Origin of the sequence: Sinomonas terrae (assembly GCF_022539255.1) — a bacterium.
Classification (GTDB): Bacteria; Actinomycetota; Actinomycetes; order Actinomycetales; family Micrococcaceae; genus Sinomonas; species Sinomonas terrae.
In genome coordinates this window covers 2,718,593-2,739,028 of record NZ_JAKZBV010000001.1, presented here as the reverse complement: position 1 = coordinate 2,739,028, position 20,436 = coordinate 2,718,593, and the positions used below count along the sequence as shown (strand labels likewise).

Below are 20,436 nucleotides of genomic sequence, written 5' to 3'. Positions count from 1 at the left end.
GGACGACTTCATGGCACGAATGCGGAAGTGCATGCCTCTACGGGCGGTCGCGTCGAGGTCGAGTTCCCGCCTCCTGTTCCTGGTGCTGTTGATGCCTATGCCTATTCGTATGGTCATGCGTGCCTGTCGGATCCTTCGGGTTTGGGCGGTTCGCCGGTATGCGATGCTGCTGCGGCGGCGTGCCGGGAGAGGCCCGGGGGGATGCTGGTGAACTGGTACCGGCAGCTGCCGGGGTCGGAGCGGGAGCGGCTGGAGCCGGGGTGCCTGTATCCGGGGGAGGCGCCTGAGCGTCCGGGTGGGGGTCTGGTGGTGTCGGTGACGCAGCGGCAGTTGCGGGAGCTTCCGATCGCGCCGGCGGGGTTGGGGGTGCAGCCGGGGCGGGACACGCTCAAGGGTGCGGAGACGAATGTGTACGCCGAGCCGGCGGGGCAGTCGTTCCGGGTCACGGTGCTGGGCCGGGGGGTGGAGGTGCGGGTGCGCCCGGTGGTGCACCGCTTCGACTACGGGGACGGGGCCGCCCTGGACAGTGCGGCCCCGGGCGGGCCGCTCCCGCAGGAGCGGTGGGGGGAGAAGACGGTCACGAGCCACGTGTACAAGGCGACGGGGGACTACCTGGTGGGGCTGGTGAGCGTGTTCGCCGGGGAGTTCTCCGTCGAGGGCGGCCCGTGGCAGCCGATCGCGGGCACCACGGAGGTCCCCACCCCGCCGCGGCCGGTCTCGGTGTGGCGCTCGGAGGTCAGGCTCTACGCCGAGGACTGCAACGCCAACCCCGAGGGCGAGGGCTGCTGAGCCCGCCGCCGCCCGCCGGCCGGATCTGCCTTCCCCGGGGCTTCCGGGCCGGGCACCGGCTGGGGCGTGTCGGCTTCCCGGTGCCGCCTCCGAGGGCGGCCCTCGAGGGCGGCCCTTGTTTTGTCGGAGGTCCTCCGTAGGCTCGGATCAGAGGCCGGGGGGAATGGGACTTTCCGGCGGGACGGGGGGTGACGGGATGGGCGCGGAGCCGCACGCGGCCGACCACGGGCGGCCGGACGTCTGCCCGGAGCCCTGCCCGGACTTCTGGTCAGGGGGCTGGACAGAGGCCGGAGGCTGGGCCGAGGCCGGAGGCTGGACCGGCCCCCTCCCCTCCGAGGCCGTCCCCTCAGGGAACCCTCCCGGCATCACCGCCGAGGCCGCTCCCTCCGAGATCATCCCGTCTAGCGTCCTTCCCTCCGCCGCCGTCCCCTCCGAGGCCGTTCCCTCCGAGGCCGCTCCCTCCGTGAGCGTCCGCCCGGAGGCCGGTCCCTCCGGGGCGGTGCAGTCTGTTGCGGTGGGTCCGTCCGGGGCCGGAGACGCGATGGGGTTCTCGGAGGAGATGGGGTTCTCGGAGGATGTGCCGGGTGGGGGCTGGGCGGAGCTGGTGGTGCTGGACGAGCCGTCGTCCTCGCCGCTGCACGGCTCGGTGGGCCTGCCCGCGGCGGCGTCGCTTTCCGCGGCGGAGGCGCTGGCGGTGGTGGAGTGCGCGGAGCGGGTGATCGGTTGGGCGAGCGCGGCGAAGCTGGAGGCCCTGGCCCGGCTCGGGGCCGCTCTGGCGGAGGAGGTGTCAGATCTTCTGTGTAAGGGGTGACGGCCGGATCTGAAGGGATCAGGATCATGACCATGACAGAGGACGAGGAGCAGGGCCGGCGCCGCTCGACGGCCGAGGTCGCCGCGGACCTGGAGGCCTCCGGGGCCCTGGACGCTCTCTTCGCCAGGATCGACTCGGGCGAGGTCCAGCTCACCGGCGACGGGGGCCTGCTGCCCGGGCTTCTCAAGGCGGCCCTCGAGCGCGGCCTGCAGGCGGAGATGAGCTCCCATCTGGGCTACGAGAAGGGCGACCCGGAGGCAGCGTCGTTCCCGAACTCGCGCAACGGCACGAGCCCGAAGACGGTCGCCACCGAGGTCGGGGATGTGGGCCTGGAGGTGCCGCGCGACCGGGACGGGACCTTCGCCCCGCGCCTGGTCCCGAAGGGATCCCGGCGTCTCGGGGGCCTGGACGAGATGATCATCTCCCTCTACGCCGGCGGGATGACGATCCGGGACATCCAGCACCATCTCGCCTCCACCATCGGCACCGAGCTCTCGCACGAGACCATCTCCAAGATCACCGACGAGATCCTCGAGGAGGTCCTGGCCTGGCAGCGGCGCCCCCTGGAGGCCTTCTACCCGGTGGTCTACCTGGACGCCCTGGTCGTCAAGGTCCGCGACGGGGCCCACGTGCGCAACAAGGCCGCCCACATCGCCGTCGGCGTGGACCTGGAGGGCATCAAGCACGTACTCGGGATCTGGGTCCAGGCCGCCGAGGGCGCCAAGTTCTGGGCCGGGGTCTGCGCCGAGCTGGCCAACCGCGGCGTCGCCGACGTCCTGGTCGTCTGCTGCGACGGCCTCACCGGCCTGCCCGAGGCGATCGAGGCCACCTGGCCGGGCTCGATGGTCCAGACCTGCGTCGTGCACCTGATCCGCGCCGCCATGCGCTTCGTGAACTACGGCCACCGCAAGGCCGTCGCCGCCGCCCTGAAGACCGTCTACCAGGCCCCCGACGCCCCCACCGCCAGAGCCGCCCTGGACGCCTTCGCCGCGAGCGAGCTCGGCAAGAGGAACCCCAACACCGTCCGCGTCTTCGCCGACGCCTGGGAGCGCTTCACCCCGTTCCTGGCCTTCCCGCCCATGCTGCGCCGCGTCATCTACACCACCAACTCCATCGAGTCCCTGAACTATCAGCTGCGCAAGATCATCAAGAACCGCGGCCACTTCCCCAACGACGACGCCGTCGTCAAGCTCCTCTGGCTCGCCATCTGCAACATCGAGGACAAGCGCGCCCGCGACCGCCAGCGCGAACGCGACCAGAACGTCCCCTCCGACAAGCGCCACGCCGACGGACGCCTCGTCGAAGGCCAGGTCACCACCAACTGGAAGCAGGCCCTCGCCCAGCTCGCCCTCGCCTACCCCGACCGCATCAACCCCTACCTATGACCCCGCCCCTTACACAGAAGACTTGACAAGCGTCCCTGGCCCCGAGCTGGGGCAGGCTCTTCACGGACTGGGACACCGGGGAGGCCCTGGGGGTCGGGCGCAGCGCCTACCGCCCGCCCAGGGCCCTGCGCCGCTACCTCGCCCACCGCGACGGCGGATGCCGGTTCCCCGGCTGCACCCGCCCCGCCAGGGCCTGCGAACCCGACCACACCACCGAATGGCAGCACGGCGGCAGAACAGACCCCCACAACCTCGCCCTGCTGTGCCGAAAACACCACGCCCTCAAATCCATCGGCGCCTGGACCTACCACCACCAACCAGACCGACACCAACCCGACGGCCGGCACCAACCAAAGGGGCAATGCCAACCCGACGGCCGGCACCCACCACAGGGGCAATGCCAACCCGAAGTGCAGCACCCACCACAGGGACGGCGCCAGCCCCACCCCGAGGAACCGACCGAGACCGCCGCGCCCGGGCTCCTGAAATGGACATCACCCCTGGGACGGACCTACATCAGCGAGCCCGCAGACCGGCAACCCATCGCCCGCCACGGCACACCCCAACCGTCACCGATTACCGACGAAACGCGCCCTGATGAAGAGCAATCACCAGCGGCGACCACCCCGCCAACGACAGACGCCCCACCGAAGTCATACGCGTCACCACGCCCCAGCGAGCCTCCGCCCTTCTGACCGCTGCAGTCTGACTTTGCAGTCGAAGTTCGCCAAAGCTGGGGTATCAAGAGGGTCCTCGCTCAGGCCTTGGGCATACTGTCCGTCCGGAGCCCGGCCTAGGCAGCCATCTCCCGGAACGCTCCAGCGAGCTGCGGGTATCGGAAGGCGAAGCCGGCTTCGCGCAGCACCGTCGGCACTGCTCGGACGCTGTCCAAAGCAAGGTCAGGGTTCGTTCGCAAAACGGTGGCGGCTGCGCGGAGAAGACCTGCCGGGGCTGGAATGCCTAGCGGGACGCCGACGTACTCGCGCAGGTGTGCCATGAGCTCCCGATTTTGAGTCGGGTGCGGCGAGGTCGCGTTCACGACCCCCTGCGGCACCTCGACGTACGGCTCGCCGGGGGCGGTTGGCAAGCCCAGGGCCGCCCGCGCTGCTCGCACCCAGTCCTCGGCATGGATCCAGCTGAACCATTGCTGACCGGACCCGAGCGGGCCCCCTCCGCCGAGCCGCGCAATCGCCGTCAGCCGATTCATGAGCGCAGCCTCGCGAGCGAGCACGACGCCGGTCCGGAAGACGGTGAGCTTGTCTGCGTTCGCGCCGTCGACGGCGGCCTCCCAACCGCGGACGACGGCGGCGAGCCCGGGTGCCGCGGTGGGCGGCGGGGTTCGCTCGTCGAACTCCTCGGCCGAGTCGCCGTAGATTCCCACGGCGCTCTGCTGGAGCCAGCGCGCAGCTGGACGCCTCCAGGACCGGCTCGCTTCGACGAGCGCCCGCGTGGGTTCGGTGCGAGACGATTCGAGTCGTGCGAGGTTCTCGGGAGTTCCAGGCATGTCGAGGCTCACCCCGGCGAGATTGACGACGGCGAGTTCGGCCTCCGCGCCGAGACGCTCGCTCCAGGCTCCGGCCTGCCGCCCGTCCCACAAGATCTGTTCGAAGGGCGACCGCTGGGGGTTGCGTGCCAAGAAGGCAACCCGGCGGCCGTCGCAGACGAGGTTCGCCGCGAGGAGCGTGCCAAGGAAGCCCGTGCCGCCCGCGACGACCGTGAGCGCGCCGGAGTCTCCGTCGTCGTCCGCCGCGCTGCTCAGGCGATACAGCCGCGCGCACTGGGTCGAAAAGTCCCGCACGAGCGGCTCGCCCGCGGTGAGGCCGAACTGTTGGGAGAGAGGCCCGTCGAGCGTGACTCGTTGAGTGAACAGTGTTCCATTGTCGCGTGCTTCCAGCGTCCACTCGATGAGTTGGCTGCCCCCAGGCTGGGGCTGCTCGAGGGCGAGGCGCCGACCGGGTTCGAACGCGCTCACGCGGAACGACGGGGCTGTTCGGCGGTGCAGGGGTCCGAGCAGGCGGTGCGACGGCGAATAACGGCCGGCTGCGCCCTCGCGCATCGGGCCGTCCACTGCTGCCTGCCCCACGGCCGGATTCCATTCAGGCCAACGGTCCACGCGTTCAAGGACGTCCCACAGGCGCTCTGCGGGGAGGCGGAACCATTGGGATGCCGTACGGTGCCAGGTCACTGGGCCAGTCTAGGCGGCAGGCCCCTCGTCGCAGCCCGAAGCTTCCCCGTCGCACACGGCGTCGCACGTGCCGGAAGACTCGATGGCAGCCGAGATCCGTTGACAGGCCTCGCGCAAGGCTTCTTGCTGCTCTGGAGTCAACGGATCGAAGACGACGCTGCGGACGAAGTCGACGTGCCCCGGTGCCGCCTCGACAATCGCATCGCGCCCCGCGGGAGTGAGGGCGATGTCCTGGCCGCGCCCGTCGTCGGGCGAACACGAGCGGGCGATGAGGCCCTTGCCCTCCATCCGCCGAAGCAGGTGCGAGAGCCTGCTGCGACCCCAGCCGAGCATGCGCGCTGCGGTCCCGGAGCGGACCATGCCCTCCGGGTCCTCCGAAAGCGTGGCGAGCACGGAGTATTCCGGCCCAGATAGCCCGGAGTCACGCTGGAGTTGGCGGTCGACGGCGGGTTGCAGGCCCCAGAGGAGGTGCCGGAGGGCGAGCCAAACCTCACGCTCGCGGGGGTTCAGCCAGCGGCCTTCGCGAGCGGACGAACCGGCGGACGAGCCTGCCGACGAACGGGCGGACGAGCCAGCCGACGAATTGGCGCCGGCGCCGCTCTCCGCCGCACGGGCGGCGGGTTCGGCGGGCGTGACGTGTGCCTCCATGGTGCTGCCCCCGGATAGTGCAAGGTGATGATGCAACGAACTTGACGCATCAATCATATGGGTGTAAAGCTGAATCATCCAAGAATCGTTGATACGTCAATCAGGAGGAAGCGTGACCAAGATCGCCGTTGTCACCGGCAGTACCCGCGACGGGCGCAAGAACCGCCAGGTGGCCGAGTGGGTCGTGGCCCAAGGCCGGGAACGCGAGGACGCCGAGTTCGAGCTCGTCGACATCGCAGACTACAGGCTGCCCCTCCTCGGCGAGCCGGGGAACGAGCAGGCGCTCAAGTCGGTGAAGGAGTTCTCGGCTCGTATGGACGAGTTCGACGGCTTCATCTTCGTGACGCCCGAGTACAACCACTCGGTCTCGCCCGCCCTCTCCAACGCGCTGACCTACCTCAAGCCTGAGCTGGCCGACAAGGCTGCCGGGATCGTCTCGTACGGTTCGGCCTTCGGCGCTCGCGCGGTTGAGCACCTCCGGGGCATCCTCTCCGAGCTGCAGGTCGCCCACGTCCAGAAGACCGGAATGTTCTCCCTCTTCATTGACTTCAAGGACGGGGAGTTCTCGCCGAGCGAGCTCCAGGCTTCCTCGGTGCTCCCTGTCTTCGATCAGGTCGTGCGCTGGGCGCGTGCCCTTGAGACTGTGCGTTCCGAAGCGGCTGTGGCCTAGCCGATCCCGACGCTAAGTCTCTGGCCAGCGGCCCCGCACCCGCACGGTGCGGGGCCGTTCTACATGCGGTCCGCTGTGTGGTCCGACCTTCCGAAGGGCCCGCGAGTCTGATAGGCAGGGACAATCTGACCTGCAAGAGGAGGAGCGGTATGAAAATCGCCTTGACGGGTGGCAGCGGCAAGCTCGGGCACGTGGTTGTAGCCCATCTGCGGTCGGTGGGCCACGACGTGTGGAACCTCGATCGGGTCGGCGCCCGGGAACCGGGCTTCATCCAGACCGACCTCTCGGACTACGGGCAGGTGATCGACGCCCTCGGCGGGGTCGACGACCGCTACGACGGGATCGATGCGGTGGTACACCTCGGCGCGATCCCGGCCCCGGGGCTCGCCCCTGACTCCGCGACGTTCCGCAACAACATGCTCTCGACCTACAGCATCTTCGAGGCGACGCGGAAGCTCGGCATCAACCGGATCGTGTATGCGTCCAGCGAGACGGTCCTCGGCCTCCCGTTCGACATCGACCCGCCGTATATCCCCGTCGACGAGGAGTACGAGGCGCGCCCCGAGAGCACCTACTCCCTCGTCAAGCACCTCGAGGAGCAGATGGCGCGCCAGATGTGCCGGTGGAATCCCGAGCTGAGCGTCTCGGCCTTCCGGTTCTCCAACGTGATGCTCCCGGAGGACTATGCGCAGTTCCCGTCCTATGACGCTGACCCTCGGGGACGGAAGTGGAACCTCTGGGGCTACATCGATGCACGCGACGGGGCTCAGGCGGTTGAGAAGGCCCTTGAGGCAGCGGGTCCGGGCTTCGAGGCGTACATCATCGCCGCCGCGGACACCGTGATGAGCCGTTCGTCCGCATCCTTGGCCGCGGAAGTCTTCCCGAACGTCAAAGTCACCAAGGAGCTCGGCGAGCACGAGACGATGCTGAGCATCGACAAGGCCCGCCGGCTCCTCGGCTTCGACCCGAAGTACGGCTGGCGGCAGCAGGCGTGAGAATTCCCTGCGGATGCCCCCGCAGGCCGCTCATCGGATCACGGAGCCCGTTGGCGCGAACCGCGAACGCGCGTCGGCGAACGCCGGGCCCATAGCGGCGAAGACCGCGGCGAGGGAGACGGCCCCGGGGTCGGGGGTGCCGAGGCTCTTCTCGGCCAGCGGACGGGCGCGCCCTTTCTGCGGGCGGAGCCCGGCCGTCGCCCGAGCGGCAGCTTCGGCAGCTGCGGACGCCGCCTCCCAGGCTTCGGGGAGGCGAGTCCCGCGGTCGACGCCGGCAGTCAGCTCCGCGACGAACGGCGCCAGTGCGTCCACGAGGGTCTTGTCCCCGGGCTGGGCGCCTCCCAAGGCAACGATCCGCTCGGCGAACGACGCGACGGCTGCTGCAGCGGCAGCGTCGTCCGGGGCGTCCTCGTCGCCGAGGCGCTGACCCCACGCCCGGAGCCCGGCGCCCCATAGGACGCCTGAGGTTCCGCCCGCCTTGTCGGCCCACGCATCGCCGCCGGCGGCGAGGACGCTTCCCGCGCCCGCACCGGCGTCGGCGGCTTCGCGCGCCGCGGTGACTGCCGCGTCCACGCCACGGACCATGCCGCGGCCGTGGTCGCCGTCGCCAGCGATTGAGTCCAAGGCTGCGAGTTCGGGCTCGAGTCTGTGGAGAGTGCGCTGGGCTTCGGCGAGTGCCTGGAGGCACGAGCGCGCGTAGTCGCGCGATGCGACGGACGCTGGGGCAGGCGCGACCGGGGCAGGCTCTGCCGGGGCAGGCGCCGCCGGGGCAGGCGCTGCCGGGGCAGGCGCCGCCGGGGCAGGCGCTGGGTTCGCCGACGCAGCGGGGGTGGACTCGGTGGCGGTGCGCGACCCGGTTGTGCCGGGGGAGGCGTTGGCGGCATCCATTCGGCCGCGCCGGAAAGCCGGGGTTTCCGTCGGTGCGAGCCAGAGCCTCGCGAGCTCGTCGTCGAGCCACATGAGCGTGAGCGAGACCCCTGCCATGTCGAGGCTCGTCACGAGCTCGCCCACCTCCGGGGCAACGAGCTCGAGCCCGTGATCTCGAAGAAGGGGGCCGATCGTTCGCCACAGGACGAACAGCTCCTCGGCCTTCGTGCTGCCGAGGCCGTTGAGGATGACGGCGACGCGATCGCCGGCGCCGTCGGGACGCTCCTCGAGGACTCGCTCGACGAGGTTGCGTCCGAGTTCCTCGGCGCGGGGGAGAGGCAAGTCCTTGAGCCCGGGCTCGCCGTGGATGCCCAGACCGAGACCCATCATCCCTTCGGGCAGCGAGAACAGCGGCTTCTCGGCGCCGGGGAATGTGCAGCCGGCGAAGGCAGTACCCATCGTCCGCGTGAAGTCGTTGGCTTTGCGTCCGAGCCGGACGACCTCGGCGAGGTCGGCGCCCTCCTCGGCGGCGGCGCCCAGGACCTTGAACACCGTGAAGTCGCCAGCGATCCCGCGGCGGCCCTCTCGCTCGCCGGGCGGTGCGCTTGCGATGTCATCGGTCACGATGACGTTCTCGGTCTCGATCCCGTCGTCGCGCAGCCGCTCCGTGGCAACGCCGAAGTTCATGACGTCGCCGGCGTAGTTGCCGTAGGCGAAGACCACGCCGGCTCCCGAATGTGCGGCGCGGGCGACCGCGACTGCCTGCTGCGCCGAGGGTGACGTGAAGATATTGCCGACTACGGCGCCGTCTGCGAAACCGGCTCCGACCAGCCCCGCGAACGCGGGGTAATGACCGGAGCCTCCGCCCAGCAGGACAGCGACTTTGGGCGCAGCTGGGCGTGCGCGGCGCACCGCACCTCCGTCTACCTGACGGACGAGCGGCGCGTGAGCGTCACAGAAGCCGGCGAGCGCCTCGTCCGCGAAGTCGGCGGGATCGTTCGAGATGCGTGTCATGTCAGTGGATGTGGCTTCCGCCGTTGATGTCGACCGTGGTGCCTGTGAGGTAGGAGGCGTCCTCGGATGAGAGCCATGTGATGACTGCAGCGATCTCCTCGGTCGTGGCCGTGCGTCCGACGGGGATGTCGCGCGCGATAGCGGCCTCCTGCTCATTGGTGCTGCCGACCCGGATGTTGGTGTCGACGGCGCCGGGAGTGATCGCGTTGACGGTCACGCCGGTCGGGGCGATCTCGCGGGCGAGGGCCTTCGTGAAGCCGAGGATCGCGGCCTTCGCGGAGGAGTACGGGACGCGGCCGAAGACGCCGCCGCCACGCTGGGCAGAGACCGAGGACATGTTCACGATCCGGCCCCAGCCGGCGTCGATCATGGCCGGCAGGAACGCCTTCGAGACGAGGTAGGTGCCAGTCGCGTTGACCGCCATGACCTTGTTCCAGAGGGCGAGGTCGGTCTCGAGGAACGGAACCGGCGAGGTGATGCCTGCGATGTTGGCGAGGGCACCGACGACGGGAAGACGCCCGGCGGCAACTTCGGCGGCAACCGCCTTCGCGGCCGCGCTCACCGAAGCCTCGTCGGCGACGTCGATCTGGTGGCCGAACGCGGGGACGTTGAATTCGTTCGCGATGTCCTGGGCGACCTTCGCGGACTTCTCGCCGTCGAGGTCGAGGATGACGACGCCCCAGCCCTCGCGGGCATAGCGGCGGGCGGTGGCGACGCCGATGCCCCGATCGGAGGTGGCTCCCGTGAGGACGGCGGTGCGCTGAGTGGTGTTCATGATGATGCTTCCTTGCTTGGCGGTTTGTTTGCTGTTTTGAGATTTGTTTTTGGCAGATTTGTTCTGGAAATTTGCCGGTGTCAGATGAGCGCGGTAATGAAGTCTGCTGCCTTGGCGGCGGCGGCGGGGCGCTCGCTGTGCTCGAGATCTCGGGTCTCGAGTTCGAGCGTGAAGTGGCCAGCGAAGCCGAGGTTCCGCAAGGCCGCGAGCCCCGCGCCGAAGTCGACCTCTCCGGCGCCGATGCTGCGGTGGATGTCGCCTTCGACGGCGTCTCGGAGGTGGACGTGGGCGATCCGGTCGCCGAGCGCGCGGGCAGCTTCGCCGAAGTCTCCTCCGGAGGCGACGGCGTGGCTCGCGTCGAGGACGTGGCGGACCTTCGTCCCGTCGAGGCGCTTGGCGAGCGCGAGGGCGCGATCGAGGTTCCAGGAGAGGCGGAGCGCGTGGAGCGACTCAGTCCAGAGTTCGAGCCCGCGCGCTGATGCCGTCTCGGCTGAGGCAGCGAGCTCGGCAGCGACGAGGTCGAGGTCTTGCTCGAGGGTCCGTACTGGTTCGTGGTCGAGGGCCCCGCAGGGGAGGACCAGGGCCCGAGCGCCAACGGCCTCCGTGAGATCGAGGAGCCGGTCGAGGTGTTCCTGGCGCGCGGCCTGACCTGCAGGGTCGAGCGGGAGGTTGAGGTCGCCCACGTCCCCGTTGACGGAGCGCACGCGGAGGCCGCTCGTGGCCACCTGCTCCGCCACGGTCGCCACGGCGTCGTCGTCGAGCACGAACGGCACATGGTCGCACACCCCGGGAAGCGCTCCGAGGTCGATCTCCTGGAAGCCGAGCCCGCTCATGGTCGCAAGCGCCGTCGGGAGATCTTGGTGGCGGAAGCTGATCGAGGAGCAGCCGAGCCGGGAGTGGAACATCGTCGTGTCCTTCCGGTGAGGTGATGCACAACACGGTAGGCAGAAGCAATGTTAACAGTCAACTCTTAAAGTCGACGGTTGACAGTTCGACGTGATGCTGCGCACACTGGCTAGCATGTCAACCGTCGACATGCTCAGTCCCGCGGCCCCAGTCCTTGGGCAGGCCGTCGATTTGTGGAAGGAAGATCAATGAGCAATGAGGCTCTGGCCCTTCGCGGCCCGGTCCATGGCACAGCAGACGCGCGTCGCGTTGCTATCGGCTCCTCGGTCGGTGCTGTGATCGAGACCTACGACTTCATCGGCTTCGGCACCGCCGCCGCCCTCTATCTCGGCAAGGCCTTCTTCCCCGGAGCGGATCCCCTCGCAGGCACGCTGGCCTCGTTCGCAACGCTCGGAGTCGGCTTCGCTGCGCGCCCCCTCGGCGGCTTCATCGGCGGGCACCTCGGCGATCGACTCGGCCGCAAACCGGTCCTCGTCGCGTCGCTCGTGGCCATGGGCCTTGCGACGTTCGCGATCGGGCTTCTGCCGACCTATGCCCAAGTCGGCCTTCTGGCGCCGGCACTCCTCGTCACCGTGCGCATCATCCAGGGCATTGCGTTCGGCGCAGAGTGGGGCGGGGCGATCCTCATGGCGTACGAGCATGCGCCGTGGAAGAGCAAGGGCAAGTTCACGGGCATGGTCCAGTCGGGCTTCCCGGTCGGGCTGCTCCTTGCGAACCTGGTGTTCCTCGTGAGCGTCCACCTCGGCGGCAGCTGGGCGTGGCGCGTTCCGTTCCTCGCGAGCATCGTGCTCGTCGCCGTCGGTATCGTGATCCGCTCGAAGGTCCCCGAGTCCCCGGTCTTCGAGAACGTCAAGGACGCCGGCCAGATCACCAAGGCACCGATCGTCGAGGTCATCAAGCACGACTGGCGCAACATCGTGCGCGGCATCGGGCTCCGGATCGCCGAGACGGCCGGCTACGCCGTGTCGGTGACCTACATGATCTCCTACCTCAACAGCAAGCACCTTGCGAACACCGCCGAGACGCTGGTCGCGCTCTGCATCGCCTCCGCGATCGGCATCTGGGCAACTACCGCGTGGGGTCAGCTCACGGACAGGATCGGCCGGCGCCCCATCTACATCTGGTCCAGCCTGTTCGCCGTGCTGTTCGGCGTGCCCATGTTCCTGCTCGTGAACACCGGCCTATTCCTCTTCGTGATCGCGACGATCGTCATTGCGTACGCCGTGTGCCAGAACTCTCTCGCGGGCGTGCAGGGTGCCTGGTTCCCGGAGCTCTTCCGGGCGAACACCCGCTCGTCGGGGGCTTCTCTCGCGTACCAGATCTCGGCCATGATCTCCGGCTTCACACCGTTCATCACGACCATCCTCTTCGTGTGGCTTGGCTGGCTCGGGCCGGCCCTCCTCTTCAGCCTCTACGGTGCAATCGGCCTCTGGGCCGCACTGTCGACCCGCGAGACCTGGGGCCGCGCCGTGCGCGAGGCCGCCGCGAAGGCCACCGCCGAGACCCCGCACGAGGTGCGCGCATGAAGGCGTCGAGGGTCGCGGAGGTAGAAGACGCGGCATACCGGATCCGCGGCTACGCCCTCGGAATGGGCGAGGTCCAAGGCCAGGGGTACGTCGGGCAGGCGCTCGGCGCGGCGGACATCCTCGCCGCCCTCTACACCGACCAGCTCACGTTCCGGCCAGAGGACCCCGAATGGGAGGGCCGCGACCGGTTCCTGCTCTCGACGGGCCACTACGCGATCGGGCTCTACGCCGCGTTCGCCGAGGCCGGGATCGTGCCGGTCGAGGAGCTCGAGACGTACGGTTCGGACGATTCCCGGCTCCCGATGTCCGGCATGTCCACCTACACCCCCGGGATGGAGATCTCCGGTGGGTCCCTCGGCCACGGGCTCACGGTCGCGGTCGGTTACGCACTCGGCCTCCGGGCCAAGGGCAACCCGGCCCGTGTGGTGAACTTCCTCTCCGACGGCGAGCTCGACGAGGGTTCGACGTGGGAAGCGGCCATGGGCGCGTCCCACCACCGCCTCGGGCGCCTGACCGCCGTCGTCGACATCAACGCGCTCCAGGCCGACGGACCCACCGCCGGCGTCCTGCGCACCGAGCCGGTCGCCGACAAGTGGGCCGCGTGCGGGTGGAACGTCCAGCGGGTGGACGGTAACGACGTCGGGGCGCTGCTCGCGGCCTTCGAGGCCATCGCTGCCGGCGCGGCGGACGACGGCGCTCCCTCCGTCATCCTGTGCGACACCAGGGTGGGCCGCGGAGTTCCCCTGCTGGAGGAGCGCGAGAAGGCGCACTTCATGCGGATCGAAGAACACGAATGGGCCATCTGCCGCGAGCAGCTCGAGGCTGGTCACCGTGCGCGGACCGAGAACCGTCAGGAGGCGGCACTGTGACAACAACAGCCCCACAGACGGAGAACCATAAGTCGCCGAAGCTCAAGACCTCGGCGATGATCGCCTCGTTCGCGGACCCGGGGCAGCGGACTGCCTCGGCGCCCTTCGGGCACGCGCTCGCAGAGCTCGCGGAGCAGGACGAGCGGATCGTGGGCCTGACCGCGGACCTCGGCAAGTACACGGACCTGCACATCTTCGGCCAGCGGCACCCGGACCGGTATTTCCAGATGGGCATGGCGGAGCAGCTGCTCTTCGGCGCCGCAGCCGGCATGGCGCAGGCGGGGCTCGTGCCGTTCGCCACGACCTACTCGGTGTTCGCCGCCCGGCGCGCGTACGACTTCATCTGCCTCGACATCGCCGAACCCGAGCTCAACGTCAACATCGTCGGCGGCCTTCCCGGCCTGACCACAGGCTATGGGCCGAGCCACCAGGCCACGGAGGACGTCGCGATCTTCCGCGGCATGCCCAACCTGACGATTGTGGACCCGTGCGACGCCGTCGACATCGCGCAGGCCGTGCCTCAGCTTGCCGCCGCCCAGGGCCCCACGTACCTGCGGCTCCTGCGCGGGAAGGTCCCTGCCGTCCTCGACGAGTACGACTACACGTTCGAGCTCGGCAAGGCCAAGGTCCTGCGCGGCGGACGCGACGTCGTCCTCGTCTCCTCGGGGCTCATGACGATGCGTGCGCTGCAGGCCGCCGAGGCGCTCGCTGCCCACCGCGTCGACGTCGCCGTCGTGCATTCCCCCACGCTCAAGCCGTTCGATGAGGAGACCGTCCTGGCCGAGCTGGCCGGCGACCGCCTCGCCGTGACGCTCGAGAACCACACCGTGGTCGGGGGCCTGTTCGAGACTGTCGCTTCAGCCCTCGTCCGCCGCGGCGAGGCTCGCCGGGTCGTGCCGATCGGCCTGCCCGACGAGTTCCTCCACGCGGGCGCGCTTCCAACGCTCCACGACCGGTACGGCCTCTCGAAGGACCGCATCGTCGAACGCGTCCTGAGCGAACTCGGCTGAGCGGTCCAGGCCCGCTTCACCGGTCATCCTCAGGGGGCTGTCCTATGATGACTGTTGACAATGCCGCACGAGTAACATCGCCGCACGACTGACAATGCCGCACTATGCGGCAGCTATCCAAGGAGATTGAATGGCGGCCACCGCAGCCCTGCTGGGTCTCGAGAAGACGAGTCTGCGGGAACAGGCTCTCGTTGCGCTGCGCCGCGCCATCACCTCCGGCGAACTCGAACCCGGCCGCCATCTCGTCGAGACCGAGCTGTCCGAACGGCTCGGGATCAGCCGTGGGACCCTGCGTGAGGCGCTGCGCCAACTTCAACAGGAGGGCCTCGCCTCCGCAGGGCCGCGCGGGCGCTTGAGCGTCCGGCATCTCGACGCGAAGGAGATCCGGGACATCTTCGGAGTCCGCGCGGCGCTCGAATCCCTCGCCGCCCAGACGCTCATCGAGCAGCCCCGTCGGGCACGCGCGGTCGGCGAGCTGCGGGCGGCGATCGAGCTGATGGAGGACGTCGCGGCGCGCGGCCTCGAAGACCGCATCGAGGCCGACCTCGACTTCCACCGGCTCCTCTGCAGGCTTTCCGGCAACGAGACCCTCCTTCATTCGTGGGAGTCGCTCGAGGGATCGATCCGGATGTCGATCATGTTCGCGGGCTCCGAACGGGCAACCCAGAACATGGGAATCGACCGCCACCGCAAGATCGTGAACGCGATCGAATCCGGGGACGCTGAGCTGGCCCGTGAGACCATCCACGATCACATGGACGGCGCGGCGAGAACGCTCGTCGGCTGAGACGGGTACTAGGGAGTAGCCTTCGCGAGTAGTTGTTCTACCGCGAAGGGAGGCAGCGGCATGGCATACGACGCCGGTCGCTTCAGGAATTACTTCGAGCACGAGTTCACGTACGAGGCTGGCTTCCGCCGCAACGTGCGTCGGTACCGGGACCGTCCGGCGTTCTTCGACCCGGTCACGGGCGTCCAGCTCAACTACGGCGAGCTCGCGGCCGAAGTGGACAAGACGGCGCTCGCGCTCGCCGAGCGCGGCGTCGGCCGTGGCGACCGCGTGCTCTACCAGCTGTTCAACGGGCTAGAGTTCGCGCTCCTCTACCTCGCAACCCAGCGGCTCGGCGCCGTCGGCGTGCCCATCAACTTCCGGCTGGCCCCCGGCGAGATTGCACACATCCTCCGCGACAGCGAGCCTGTCGTCTTCGTGTTCGACCATGAGGTGTCGGCGAGTGTGGGACGTGCCCTCAAGCAGGTCGACGCCGCTCCGCTGCTCCTCGTCGTCGGGCGCTCTGAGGACGACGTCGCTGACCTCGCGGAGGCGGAGGACTTCGCCCACGCGCGCGAGGCGGCGCACGGCGAGCTCCCTGAATACGATTCCTCGACGACGGTCTACGACGAGACGACCCGGCTCTACACCTCCGGGACCACAGGGATGCCCAAGGGCGTTTCGCTTCCCTCGCTCGTAGAGGTCATGTCGGCCCACGACGTGATCATGCACTTCCCGCTCACGCCCTACGACCGCACCCTCAACATGACGCCCTGGTTCCACCGTGGCGGCCTCTACTCGGGAGGCCCGAACCCGGTCTTCTACGTCGGCGGCAGCGTGGTACCCATGCGGGCCTTCAACCCGGGAACGGCCCTCGACTGGGTCGCCGAGCACGGGATCACGTTCCTCATCGGCGCCCCCACGACCCTCGAGATGCTTGCCGATGAGCAGGAGCGGAACCCGCGCGACCTCGGGCCGCTCCGGGGGATCGTGACGATGGGCGCCCCGCTCGACAAGGCCGCCGCCCTGCGGTACCAGCGCACTCTCACGCCGCGGATCTTCAACGGGTACGGCACCACCGAGACGTTCTGGAACACCTTCCTCCGCCCGGAGGATCTGCCCGAGCATGCCGGCACGGCGGGGAGGGCATCGACGGACGACGACGTCGCCGTCGTCCGCATTTTCCCCGACCGTCGCGGACGCCCCGACGAGCATGTCGCGCACGACAACACGGAGCAGGGCGAAGTCATCATGCGCTCGGCAAAGTCCGGTTTCAGCTACGCCAACCTTCCGAGCATCAATGAGGAGAAGTTCTACGACGGCTGGTTCTACACAGGCGACCTGGCGGTGTGGGACGAGAGCGAGTTCGTGACGATCCTCGGCCGCAAGGACGACATGATCATCTCGGGCGGCGAGAACGTGCACCCCGTCCAAGTCGAGGAGGTCCTCGCCGCGCACTCCGGGGTCAAGGACGCGGTCGTGGTGGGGCTTGCCGACGAGCGGTGGGGTCAGAAAGTCGTCGCGTACGTCGTGCGGAGGGACGAGGAACTCACGGCTGGCCAGCTCGAGGAGTGGTGCGTCGGCGACGACGGGCTCGCGAACTACAAGCGCCCGCGTGCGTACCGCTTCATCGACGAGCTGCCGATGACCGCGACGGGCAAGAAGATCCACTACGTGCTTGCCGAGCAGGCCGAAGAGGATCAGGCTCGCGGGCTGTTCGAGGAGCCGGATCGGGCCTAGAGGGGGCCTAGAAGCCGTCCCGGACCCCGGCCGGCGCGTCGACGTCGTCGTCCCCGCCCAGCCCGGAGCACTCGATGGGCTCGGCGCGGTGCGCCCGCAAGTAGGGGCCCGCGCCGACATCGCCCTTGAGCCCTTGCCGCAGGTCGTGCCAGTGGTCGCGCCCGATCAGCACGGGGTGCCCGGGGATCCCCTCGTAGACTGCGCGCCGTAGCGAGGAAGGGACGACATCGCCCCCCGCCACGCGCTCGAGGGCCTCTGGTGCGAGGCGGGGGAGGTCGACGAGGGTGACGAGAGCGGCGACAGGGAGCCTGGTGCCCTCGAGGGCGGCGAGAGCGGCCCGAAGCGACGCGCCGATGCCCTCGGCCCAATCGTCGGCGATGACGGGCACGACGCGCGGTTCAGAGGCCGGGAGGAGGGTTCGTGCCCTCTCGGCCTCGGCGCCCAGGACTACGACCACGGGATCACAGCCCGCGTCGAGCAGGAGCCGCACGCCGCGCTCGAGCCAGCCCCCGGCGTCGGGGGTCGCTGCGAGCGCCTTCGGGCCGCCGAAGCGCCGTCCGGCGCCCGCGGCAAGCAGCACTCCGGCCAAGGGAGTGTTCGAGAATGCCATCGCCTCAGTCGTACCCGAGGTCGATGTCGGGGTTCGGTTCCTCGTCTTCCGCATCCAGATCGATGAGCCGGTGCGGGTTGTGGAGGGGATCGACCTCGTCGAGGATCTCGGGGTTGTCCGATGAGCCTTCCTCAGGTGCCTGACTGTTGCGGCCGTCGAGCGGCTCCGTGAGGTCGTCGTCCTCGGTGTTTCCGTAGTCGACGTCGTGGGTCATGGCGTGCTCCTCTCTTCGCCCGGCCTGACGACGGGTCGCGGGGTCAGCCGGCGTCGAAGCGCTCGTCGTCCCGTTCGTCGTCGTCGCGGTCGTTGCCGGAGCCGTCGGGGATCGCGGAGACATCCGCGTTCCGGGGGCTGGGTGTGCCGAGGACGTCGGCCTCGCTGGCAATACGCTCCGTGCGCTCGGTGCTCATCGCTCCTCCTGCCCTTCGTGCCGTGCCTAGTGCTTCTGCTTGGTTTCCTGCTAGCGAGGGAAGAACCCTCGCTACCACGTTAGGCCTGTCTGGGCGCCAACGGCAGGGGCAGACGGGTGCAGCTAGATCGTGCGGCTAGAGGCTGGCCCACCGGTACTCCTTCTCGGGCCGCCCGGGGGTGCCGTAACGGGCCGAACGTGTGAGAACGCCCGCATCCGCGAGGTGCTCGAGGTAGCGACGTGCCGTGACTCGGGAGACTCCGACGGCCTCCATGACCTCGTTCGCCGAGACGGCGGCGCCCCGGGTCCGGACGAAAGCGCGGATCGCGTCGAGGGTGTCGGGGGAGAGGCCCTTCGGAAGCGGTGTTCCCACGGGGGTCCGCAGCGCGGCGAGTGCCTGGTCCACCGCGTCCTGAGACGTCGTGCCCTCCGAGTGGGAGAGGGACTCGCGGAACTCCCGGTAGTGTTCGAGCCGCTCGGCGAACGCGGCATACGTGAACGGCTTGATGAGGTACTGCACGACGCCGGCCGAGATCGCGCGACGCACCACGGGAAGCTCTCGGACGGCAGTGATCGCCAGGATGTCCGGGTGGTGGCCTGCCGCTCGCAGCCGCCGCGCGACGTCGAGCCCGTGGAGGTCGGGCAGGTTCATGTCGAGCAGCACGAGGTCTACGGGGCGCCCTGCTGCGGCGAGCTCGCCAGCGAGCCGAAGGGCGGAGGCGCCGTCGTGGGCTGTGCCGACGTGAGTGAAACCCTGGATGCGCCCGATGTAGGCGGCGTGGGCATCCGCGGCGATCGGCTCGTCCTCGACGACGAGGACGCGGAGTTCGCTCATTCCTTCCTTCCCTTTCGCGCCGGGATCGACACGGTGAACACCGCACCGCTCGTCCCCTCAACGGCGAGGGTACCGCCCAATGCCTCGGCGGATCGGCGCACCAGGGCGAGGCCCAGACCGCGACCCTCTGCCCCATGGGGCTTCGTCGAATAGCCGAAGTGCAGAATCCGCTCGCGCTCGCTGGCAGGCACTCCGGACCCGGAGTCCGAAACCTCGATGAGTACGCCCCCTGCTTCCTCGTGGAGCTCGAGCGCAACCCAACGGGGAGGCTCAGCCGCCGCGGCGGCGTCGATCGCATTGTCCAGCAGGTTGCCCACGATGGTAACGAGGTGCTGGGGCTCGAGGCCGACTTCAGCGAGGCTTCCCGTCGCCTCGGCGTCGAGGCGCACGCCGCGCTCGTGGGCCTGCGCAGCCTTGCCCATGACGAGCGCCGCGAGGACCGGTTCCTGGACGGACTCCTGCACGGAGACGACGAGCTCGTTGGCAAGGGACTGGCTCAGCGAGAGGTCCTCGGTCGCGAACTCGAGGGCTTGATCCGTACGGCCAAGCTCTAGGAGCGAGACGATCGTGTGGAGGCGGTTCGCGTGCTCATGGGTCTGGCTGCGGAGCGCATCGGAGAGCGTGCGCATGGTCGCGAGCTCCGAGCCGAGCGTCTCGATCTCCGTCTGATCGCGCAGAGTCGCGACGGAGCCGAGCCTTCGGGTCCGCCGCCCGTCCGGAGCCAGGGCGGGCTCTTGATTGACCACGAGCACGCGGTCCTTCGTGAGATGGATCTCGTCTCGCGCCGTCCGTCCGCTCGCGAGGAGCTCGCGGAGGCTCTCGGGGAGGTCGACGTCGGCGAGCAGGGGAGCGAGGCTGGGAGAAGGGCCCGCCGCGGCGGTCGGCGGGAGGCCGAGCAGCTCGGAGGCCTGATCGTTGCGGATCACGAGCCGTCCGCGGGGATCAACCATGACGACGCCCTCCCGCACCGAATGCAGCACCGATTCGTAGTACGCGAAGAGCTGGCTCAGCTGCTCGAGCCCATAGCCGTGGGTGGCGGCAGAGAGGCGGCGCTCGAGGATGGCGGCCCCAAGCGAGCCGAGGAGGAGGACGACGACGGCGATCCCCAGGAGGGCCGGGAGCCGCGACGCGAGCGTGACGTCAAGGTTCGTGACGGTCACGCCGGCGGCGACCATCCCGACGACGCGGTCCGAGCCCGGGGCCTTGATCGGGACGATCGTCCTCACGGAGGGCCCCAGCGTCCCCGTGTAGGTCTCCGTGAAGGGGCGGCCAGCGAGCGCCTCGGAAGTCGAGCCGATGTACTTGCCGCCGATCTCCGAAGGATTGGGATGGGTCCAGCGCGTCCCATCCGGGGCCATGATCGTGATGAAGTCCAGCTTGGCATCGGAGATGACCTGTTCCGCATACGGCTGGAGGACGGGAGTGGGATTCGTGCGCTGCGCGTCGAGCGCGGCATTGGCGACCACGGGGCTGTCGGCGATCGCCTCGGCGACAGCGAGGGTCCTGTTCCCGGCGGCTTGGTGTAGCTGGTCGCGGGCGTCGAGGTAGAACGCCGTGCCGGCGAAGGCCGTGAAGAGGACGACGGCGACTACGAGCAGGAGGAACAGCCTCCGTGCGAGGCTCAAC

Annotated in this window: 21 protein-coding genes; 11 read left to right on the top strand and 10 right to left on the bottom strand. The window is 69.3% G+C overall.

What is annotated here, in order from left to right; all coding sequences use genetic code 11:
* Positions 1 to 201 precede the first annotated feature (201 nt).
* The 4 genes from L0M17_RS12660 (at position 202) to L0M17_RS22930 (ending at position 3,680) form a co-directional block, all read left to right on the top strand.
* The gene (locus L0M17_RS12660) at positions 202 to 789 is read left to right on the top strand and encodes a hypothetical protein (RefSeq protein ID WP_241054342.1); all 588 of its coding nucleotides are present in this window, start codon (positions 202 to 204) and stop codon (positions 787 to 789) included.
* Positions 790 to 952: 163 nt separating this feature from the next.
* Positions 953 to 1,600: a hypothetical protein gene (locus L0M17_RS12655; RefSeq protein WP_241054341.1), complete on the top strand. Its 648-nt coding sequence runs from the start codon at positions 953 to 955 to the stop codon at positions 1,598 to 1,600.
* A gap of 26 nt (positions 1,601 to 1,626) precedes the next feature.
* Complete coding sequence (locus L0M17_RS12650; protein ID WP_372497987.1) at positions 1,627 to 2,985, top strand: IS256 family transposase; 1,359 nt, start codon at positions 1,627 to 1,629, stop codon at positions 2,983 to 2,985.
* A 35-nt stretch (positions 2,986 to 3,020) separates the two neighbouring features.
* Entirely contained in the window at positions 3,021 to 3,680 is a 660-nt protein-coding gene (locus tag L0M17_RS22930; RefSeq protein WP_372498067.1) for an HNH endonuclease signature motif containing protein, read from the top strand.
* 98 nt (positions 3,681 to 3,778) lie between these two features.
* On the opposite strand, the gene L0M17_RS12645 is transcribed toward L0M17_RS22930, so the two are convergent.
* Positions 3,779 to 5,170: a DUF1731 domain-containing protein gene (locus L0M17_RS12645; protein ID WP_241054340.1), complete on the bottom strand. Its 1,392-nt coding sequence runs from the start codon at positions 5,168 to 5,170 to the stop codon at positions 3,779 to 3,781.
* 9 nt (positions 5,171 to 5,179) lie between these two features.
* Positions 5,180 to 5,818 carry a MarR family winged helix-turn-helix transcriptional regulator gene (locus tag L0M17_RS12640; protein ID WP_241054339.1) on the bottom strand — a complete coding sequence of 213 codons (639 nt, stop codon included), beginning with the start codon at positions 5,816 to 5,818 and terminating at the stop codon, positions 5,180 to 5,182.
* 112 nt (positions 5,819 to 5,930) lie between these two features.
* Between L0M17_RS12640 and L0M17_RS12635 the strand changes: the two genes are divergently transcribed.
* Positions 5,931 to 6,488, top strand: a complete 558-nt coding sequence (locus tag L0M17_RS12635) for an NADPH-dependent FMN reductase (RefSeq protein ID WP_241054338.1) — start codon at positions 5,931 to 5,933, stop codon at positions 6,486 to 6,488.
* Between the two features lie 149 nt (positions 6,489 to 6,637).
* Positions 6,638 to 7,483, top strand: a complete 846-nt coding sequence (locus L0M17_RS12630) for an NAD-dependent epimerase/dehydratase family protein (protein ID WP_241054337.1) — start codon at positions 6,638 to 6,640, stop codon at positions 7,481 to 7,483.
* Positions 7,484 to 7,513: 30 nt separating this feature from the next.
* Here the strand turns inward: L0M17_RS12630 and L0M17_RS12625 are convergent, their stop codons facing one another.
* The 3 genes from L0M17_RS12625 to L0M17_RS12615 form a co-directional block, all read right to left on the bottom strand.
* On the bottom strand, positions 7,514 to 9,364 hold the full coding sequence (locus L0M17_RS12625) for a dihydroxyacetone kinase family protein (RefSeq protein WP_241054336.1): 1,851 nt from the start codon (positions 9,362 to 9,364) through the stop codon (positions 7,514 to 7,516).
* A 1-nt stretch (position 9,365) separates the two neighbouring features.
* Positions 9,366 to 10,139 (bottom strand): SDR family NAD(P)-dependent oxidoreductase, encoded by a 774-nt coding sequence (locus L0M17_RS12620; RefSeq protein ID WP_241054335.1) that lies wholly within the window; start codon positions 10,137 to 10,139, stop codon positions 9,366 to 9,368.
* Positions 10,140 to 10,219: 80 nt separating this feature from the next.
* On the bottom strand, positions 10,220 to 11,044 hold the full coding sequence (locus L0M17_RS12615; RefSeq protein WP_241054334.1) for a sugar phosphate isomerase/epimerase family protein: 825 nt from the start codon (positions 11,042 to 11,044) through the stop codon (positions 10,220 to 10,222).
* Positions 11,045 to 11,233: 189 nt separating this feature from the next.
* Here L0M17_RS12615 and L0M17_RS12610 point away from each other — a divergent pair, with 189 nt between their 5' ends.
* The 5 genes from L0M17_RS12610 (at position 11,234) to L0M17_RS12590 (ending at position 16,956) form a co-directional block, all read left to right on the top strand.
* Entirely contained in the window at positions 11,234 to 12,571 is a 1,338-nt protein-coding gene (locus tag L0M17_RS12610; RefSeq protein ID WP_241054332.1) for an MFS transporter, read from the top strand.
* The gene (locus L0M17_RS12605; RefSeq protein WP_241054331.1) at positions 12,568 to 13,440 is read left to right on the top strand and encodes a transketolase; all 873 of its coding nucleotides are present in this window, start codon (positions 12,568 to 12,570) and stop codon (positions 13,438 to 13,440) included. Before L0M17_RS12610 ends, L0M17_RS12605 begins: the two co-directional genes overlap by 4 nt.
* Positions 13,441 to 13,496: 56 nt before the next feature.
* Positions 13,497 to 14,450 carry a transketolase family protein gene (locus tag L0M17_RS12600; protein WP_241056430.1) on the top strand — a complete coding sequence of 318 codons (954 nt, stop codon included), beginning with the start codon at positions 13,497 to 13,499 and terminating at the stop codon, positions 14,448 to 14,450.
* 130 nt (positions 14,451 to 14,580) lie between these two features.
* On the top strand, positions 14,581 to 15,237 hold the full coding sequence (locus L0M17_RS12595) for a GntR family transcriptional regulator (protein WP_241054330.1): 657 nt from the start codon (positions 14,581 to 14,583) through the stop codon (positions 15,235 to 15,237).
* 60 nt (positions 15,238 to 15,297) lie between these two features.
* Positions 15,298 to 16,956, top strand: a complete 1,659-nt coding sequence (locus L0M17_RS12590) for a class I adenylate-forming enzyme family protein (RefSeq protein WP_241054329.1) — start codon at positions 15,298 to 15,300, stop codon at positions 16,954 to 16,956.
* A 7-nt stretch (positions 16,957 to 16,963) separates the two neighbouring features.
* On the opposite strand, the gene L0M17_RS12585 is transcribed toward L0M17_RS12590, so the two are convergent.
* From L0M17_RS12585 to L0M17_RS12565, 5 genes are all read right to left on the bottom strand, one after another.
* Positions 16,964 to 17,566 (bottom strand): nucleotidyltransferase family protein, encoded by a 603-nt coding sequence (locus L0M17_RS12585; RefSeq protein WP_241054328.1) that lies wholly within the window; start codon positions 17,564 to 17,566, stop codon positions 16,964 to 16,966.
* A gap of 4 nt (positions 17,567 to 17,570) precedes the next feature.
* The gene (locus L0M17_RS12580) at positions 17,571 to 17,780 is read right to left on the bottom strand and encodes a hypothetical protein (RefSeq protein WP_241054327.1); all 210 of its coding nucleotides are present in this window, start codon (positions 17,778 to 17,780) and stop codon (positions 17,571 to 17,573) included.
* A 43-nt stretch (positions 17,781 to 17,823) separates the two neighbouring features.
* Positions 17,824 to 17,976: a hypothetical protein gene (locus L0M17_RS12575; protein WP_241054325.1), complete on the bottom strand. Its 153-nt coding sequence runs from the start codon at positions 17,974 to 17,976 to the stop codon at positions 17,824 to 17,826.
* Between the two features lie 135 nt (positions 17,977 to 18,111).
* Positions 18,112 to 18,810, bottom strand: a complete 699-nt coding sequence (locus tag L0M17_RS12570; protein WP_241054324.1) for a response regulator — start codon at positions 18,808 to 18,810, stop codon at positions 18,112 to 18,114.
* Positions 18,807 to 20,435: a sensor histidine kinase gene (locus L0M17_RS12565; RefSeq protein ID WP_241054323.1), complete on the bottom strand. Its 1,629-nt coding sequence runs from the start codon at positions 20,433 to 20,435 to the stop codon at positions 18,807 to 18,809. Before L0M17_RS12565 ends, L0M17_RS12570 begins: the two co-directional genes overlap by 4 nt.
* Position 20,436 lies beyond the last annotated feature (1 nt).

Coding starts and splice junctions, on each gene's coding strand:
- L0M17_RS12660 (WP_241054342.1), top strand. CDS start 202: ATGCTGGTGAACTGGTACCGGCAGCTGCCGGGGTCGGAGCGGGAGCGG.
- L0M17_RS12655 (WP_241054341.1), top strand. CDS start 953: ATGGGACTTTCCGGCGGGACGGGGGGTGACGGGATGGGCGCGGAGCCG.
- L0M17_RS12650 (WP_372497987.1), top strand. CDS start 1,627: ATGACCATGACAGAGGACGAGGAGCAGGGCCGGCGCCGCTCGACGGCC.
- L0M17_RS12640 (WP_241054339.1), bottom strand. CDS start 5,818: ATGGAGGCACACGTCACGCCCGCCGAACCCGCCGCCCGTGCGGCGGAG.
- L0M17_RS12630 (WP_241054337.1), top strand. CDS start 6,638: ATGAAAATCGCCTTGACGGGTGGCAGCGGCAAGCTCGGGCACGTGGTT.
- L0M17_RS12625 (WP_241054336.1), bottom strand. CDS start 9,364: ATGACACGCATCTCGAACGATCCCGCCGACTTCGCGGACGAGGCGCTC.
- L0M17_RS12620 (WP_241054335.1), bottom strand. CDS start 10,139: ATGAACACCACTCAGCGCACCGCCGTCCTCACGGGAGCCACCTCCGAT.
- L0M17_RS12615 (WP_241054334.1), bottom strand. CDS start 11,044: ATGTTCCACTCCCGGCTCGGCTGCTCCTCGATCAGCTTCCGCCACCAA.
- L0M17_RS12610 (WP_241054332.1), top strand. CDS start 11,234: ATGAGCAATGAGGCTCTGGCCCTTCGCGGCCCGGTCCATGGCACAGCA.
- L0M17_RS12605 (WP_241054331.1), top strand. CDS start 12,568: ATGAAGGCGTCGAGGGTCGCGGAGGTAGAAGACGCGGCATACCGGATC.
- L0M17_RS12600 (WP_241056430.1), top strand. CDS start 13,497: ATGATCGCCTCGTTCGCGGACCCGGGGCAGCGGACTGCCTCGGCGCCC.
- L0M17_RS12595 (WP_241054330.1), top strand. CDS start 14,581: ATGGCGGCCACCGCAGCCCTGCTGGGTCTCGAGAAGACGAGTCTGCGG.
- L0M17_RS12590 (WP_241054329.1), top strand. CDS start 15,298: ATGGCATACGACGCCGGTCGCTTCAGGAATTACTTCGAGCACGAGTTC.
- L0M17_RS12585 (WP_241054328.1), bottom strand. CDS start 17,566: ATGGCATTCTCGAACACTCCCTTGGCCGGAGTGCTGCTTGCCGCGGGC.
- L0M17_RS12580 (WP_241054327.1), bottom strand. CDS start 17,780: ATGACCCACGACGTCGACTACGGAAACACCGAGGACGACGACCTCACG.
- L0M17_RS12575 (WP_241054325.1), bottom strand. CDS start 17,976: ATGAGCACCGAGCGCACGGAGCGTATTGCCAGCGAGGCCGACGTCCTC.
- L0M17_RS12570 (WP_241054324.1), bottom strand. CDS start 18,810: ATGAGCGAACTCCGCGTCCTCGTCGTCGAGGACGAGCCGATCGCCGCG.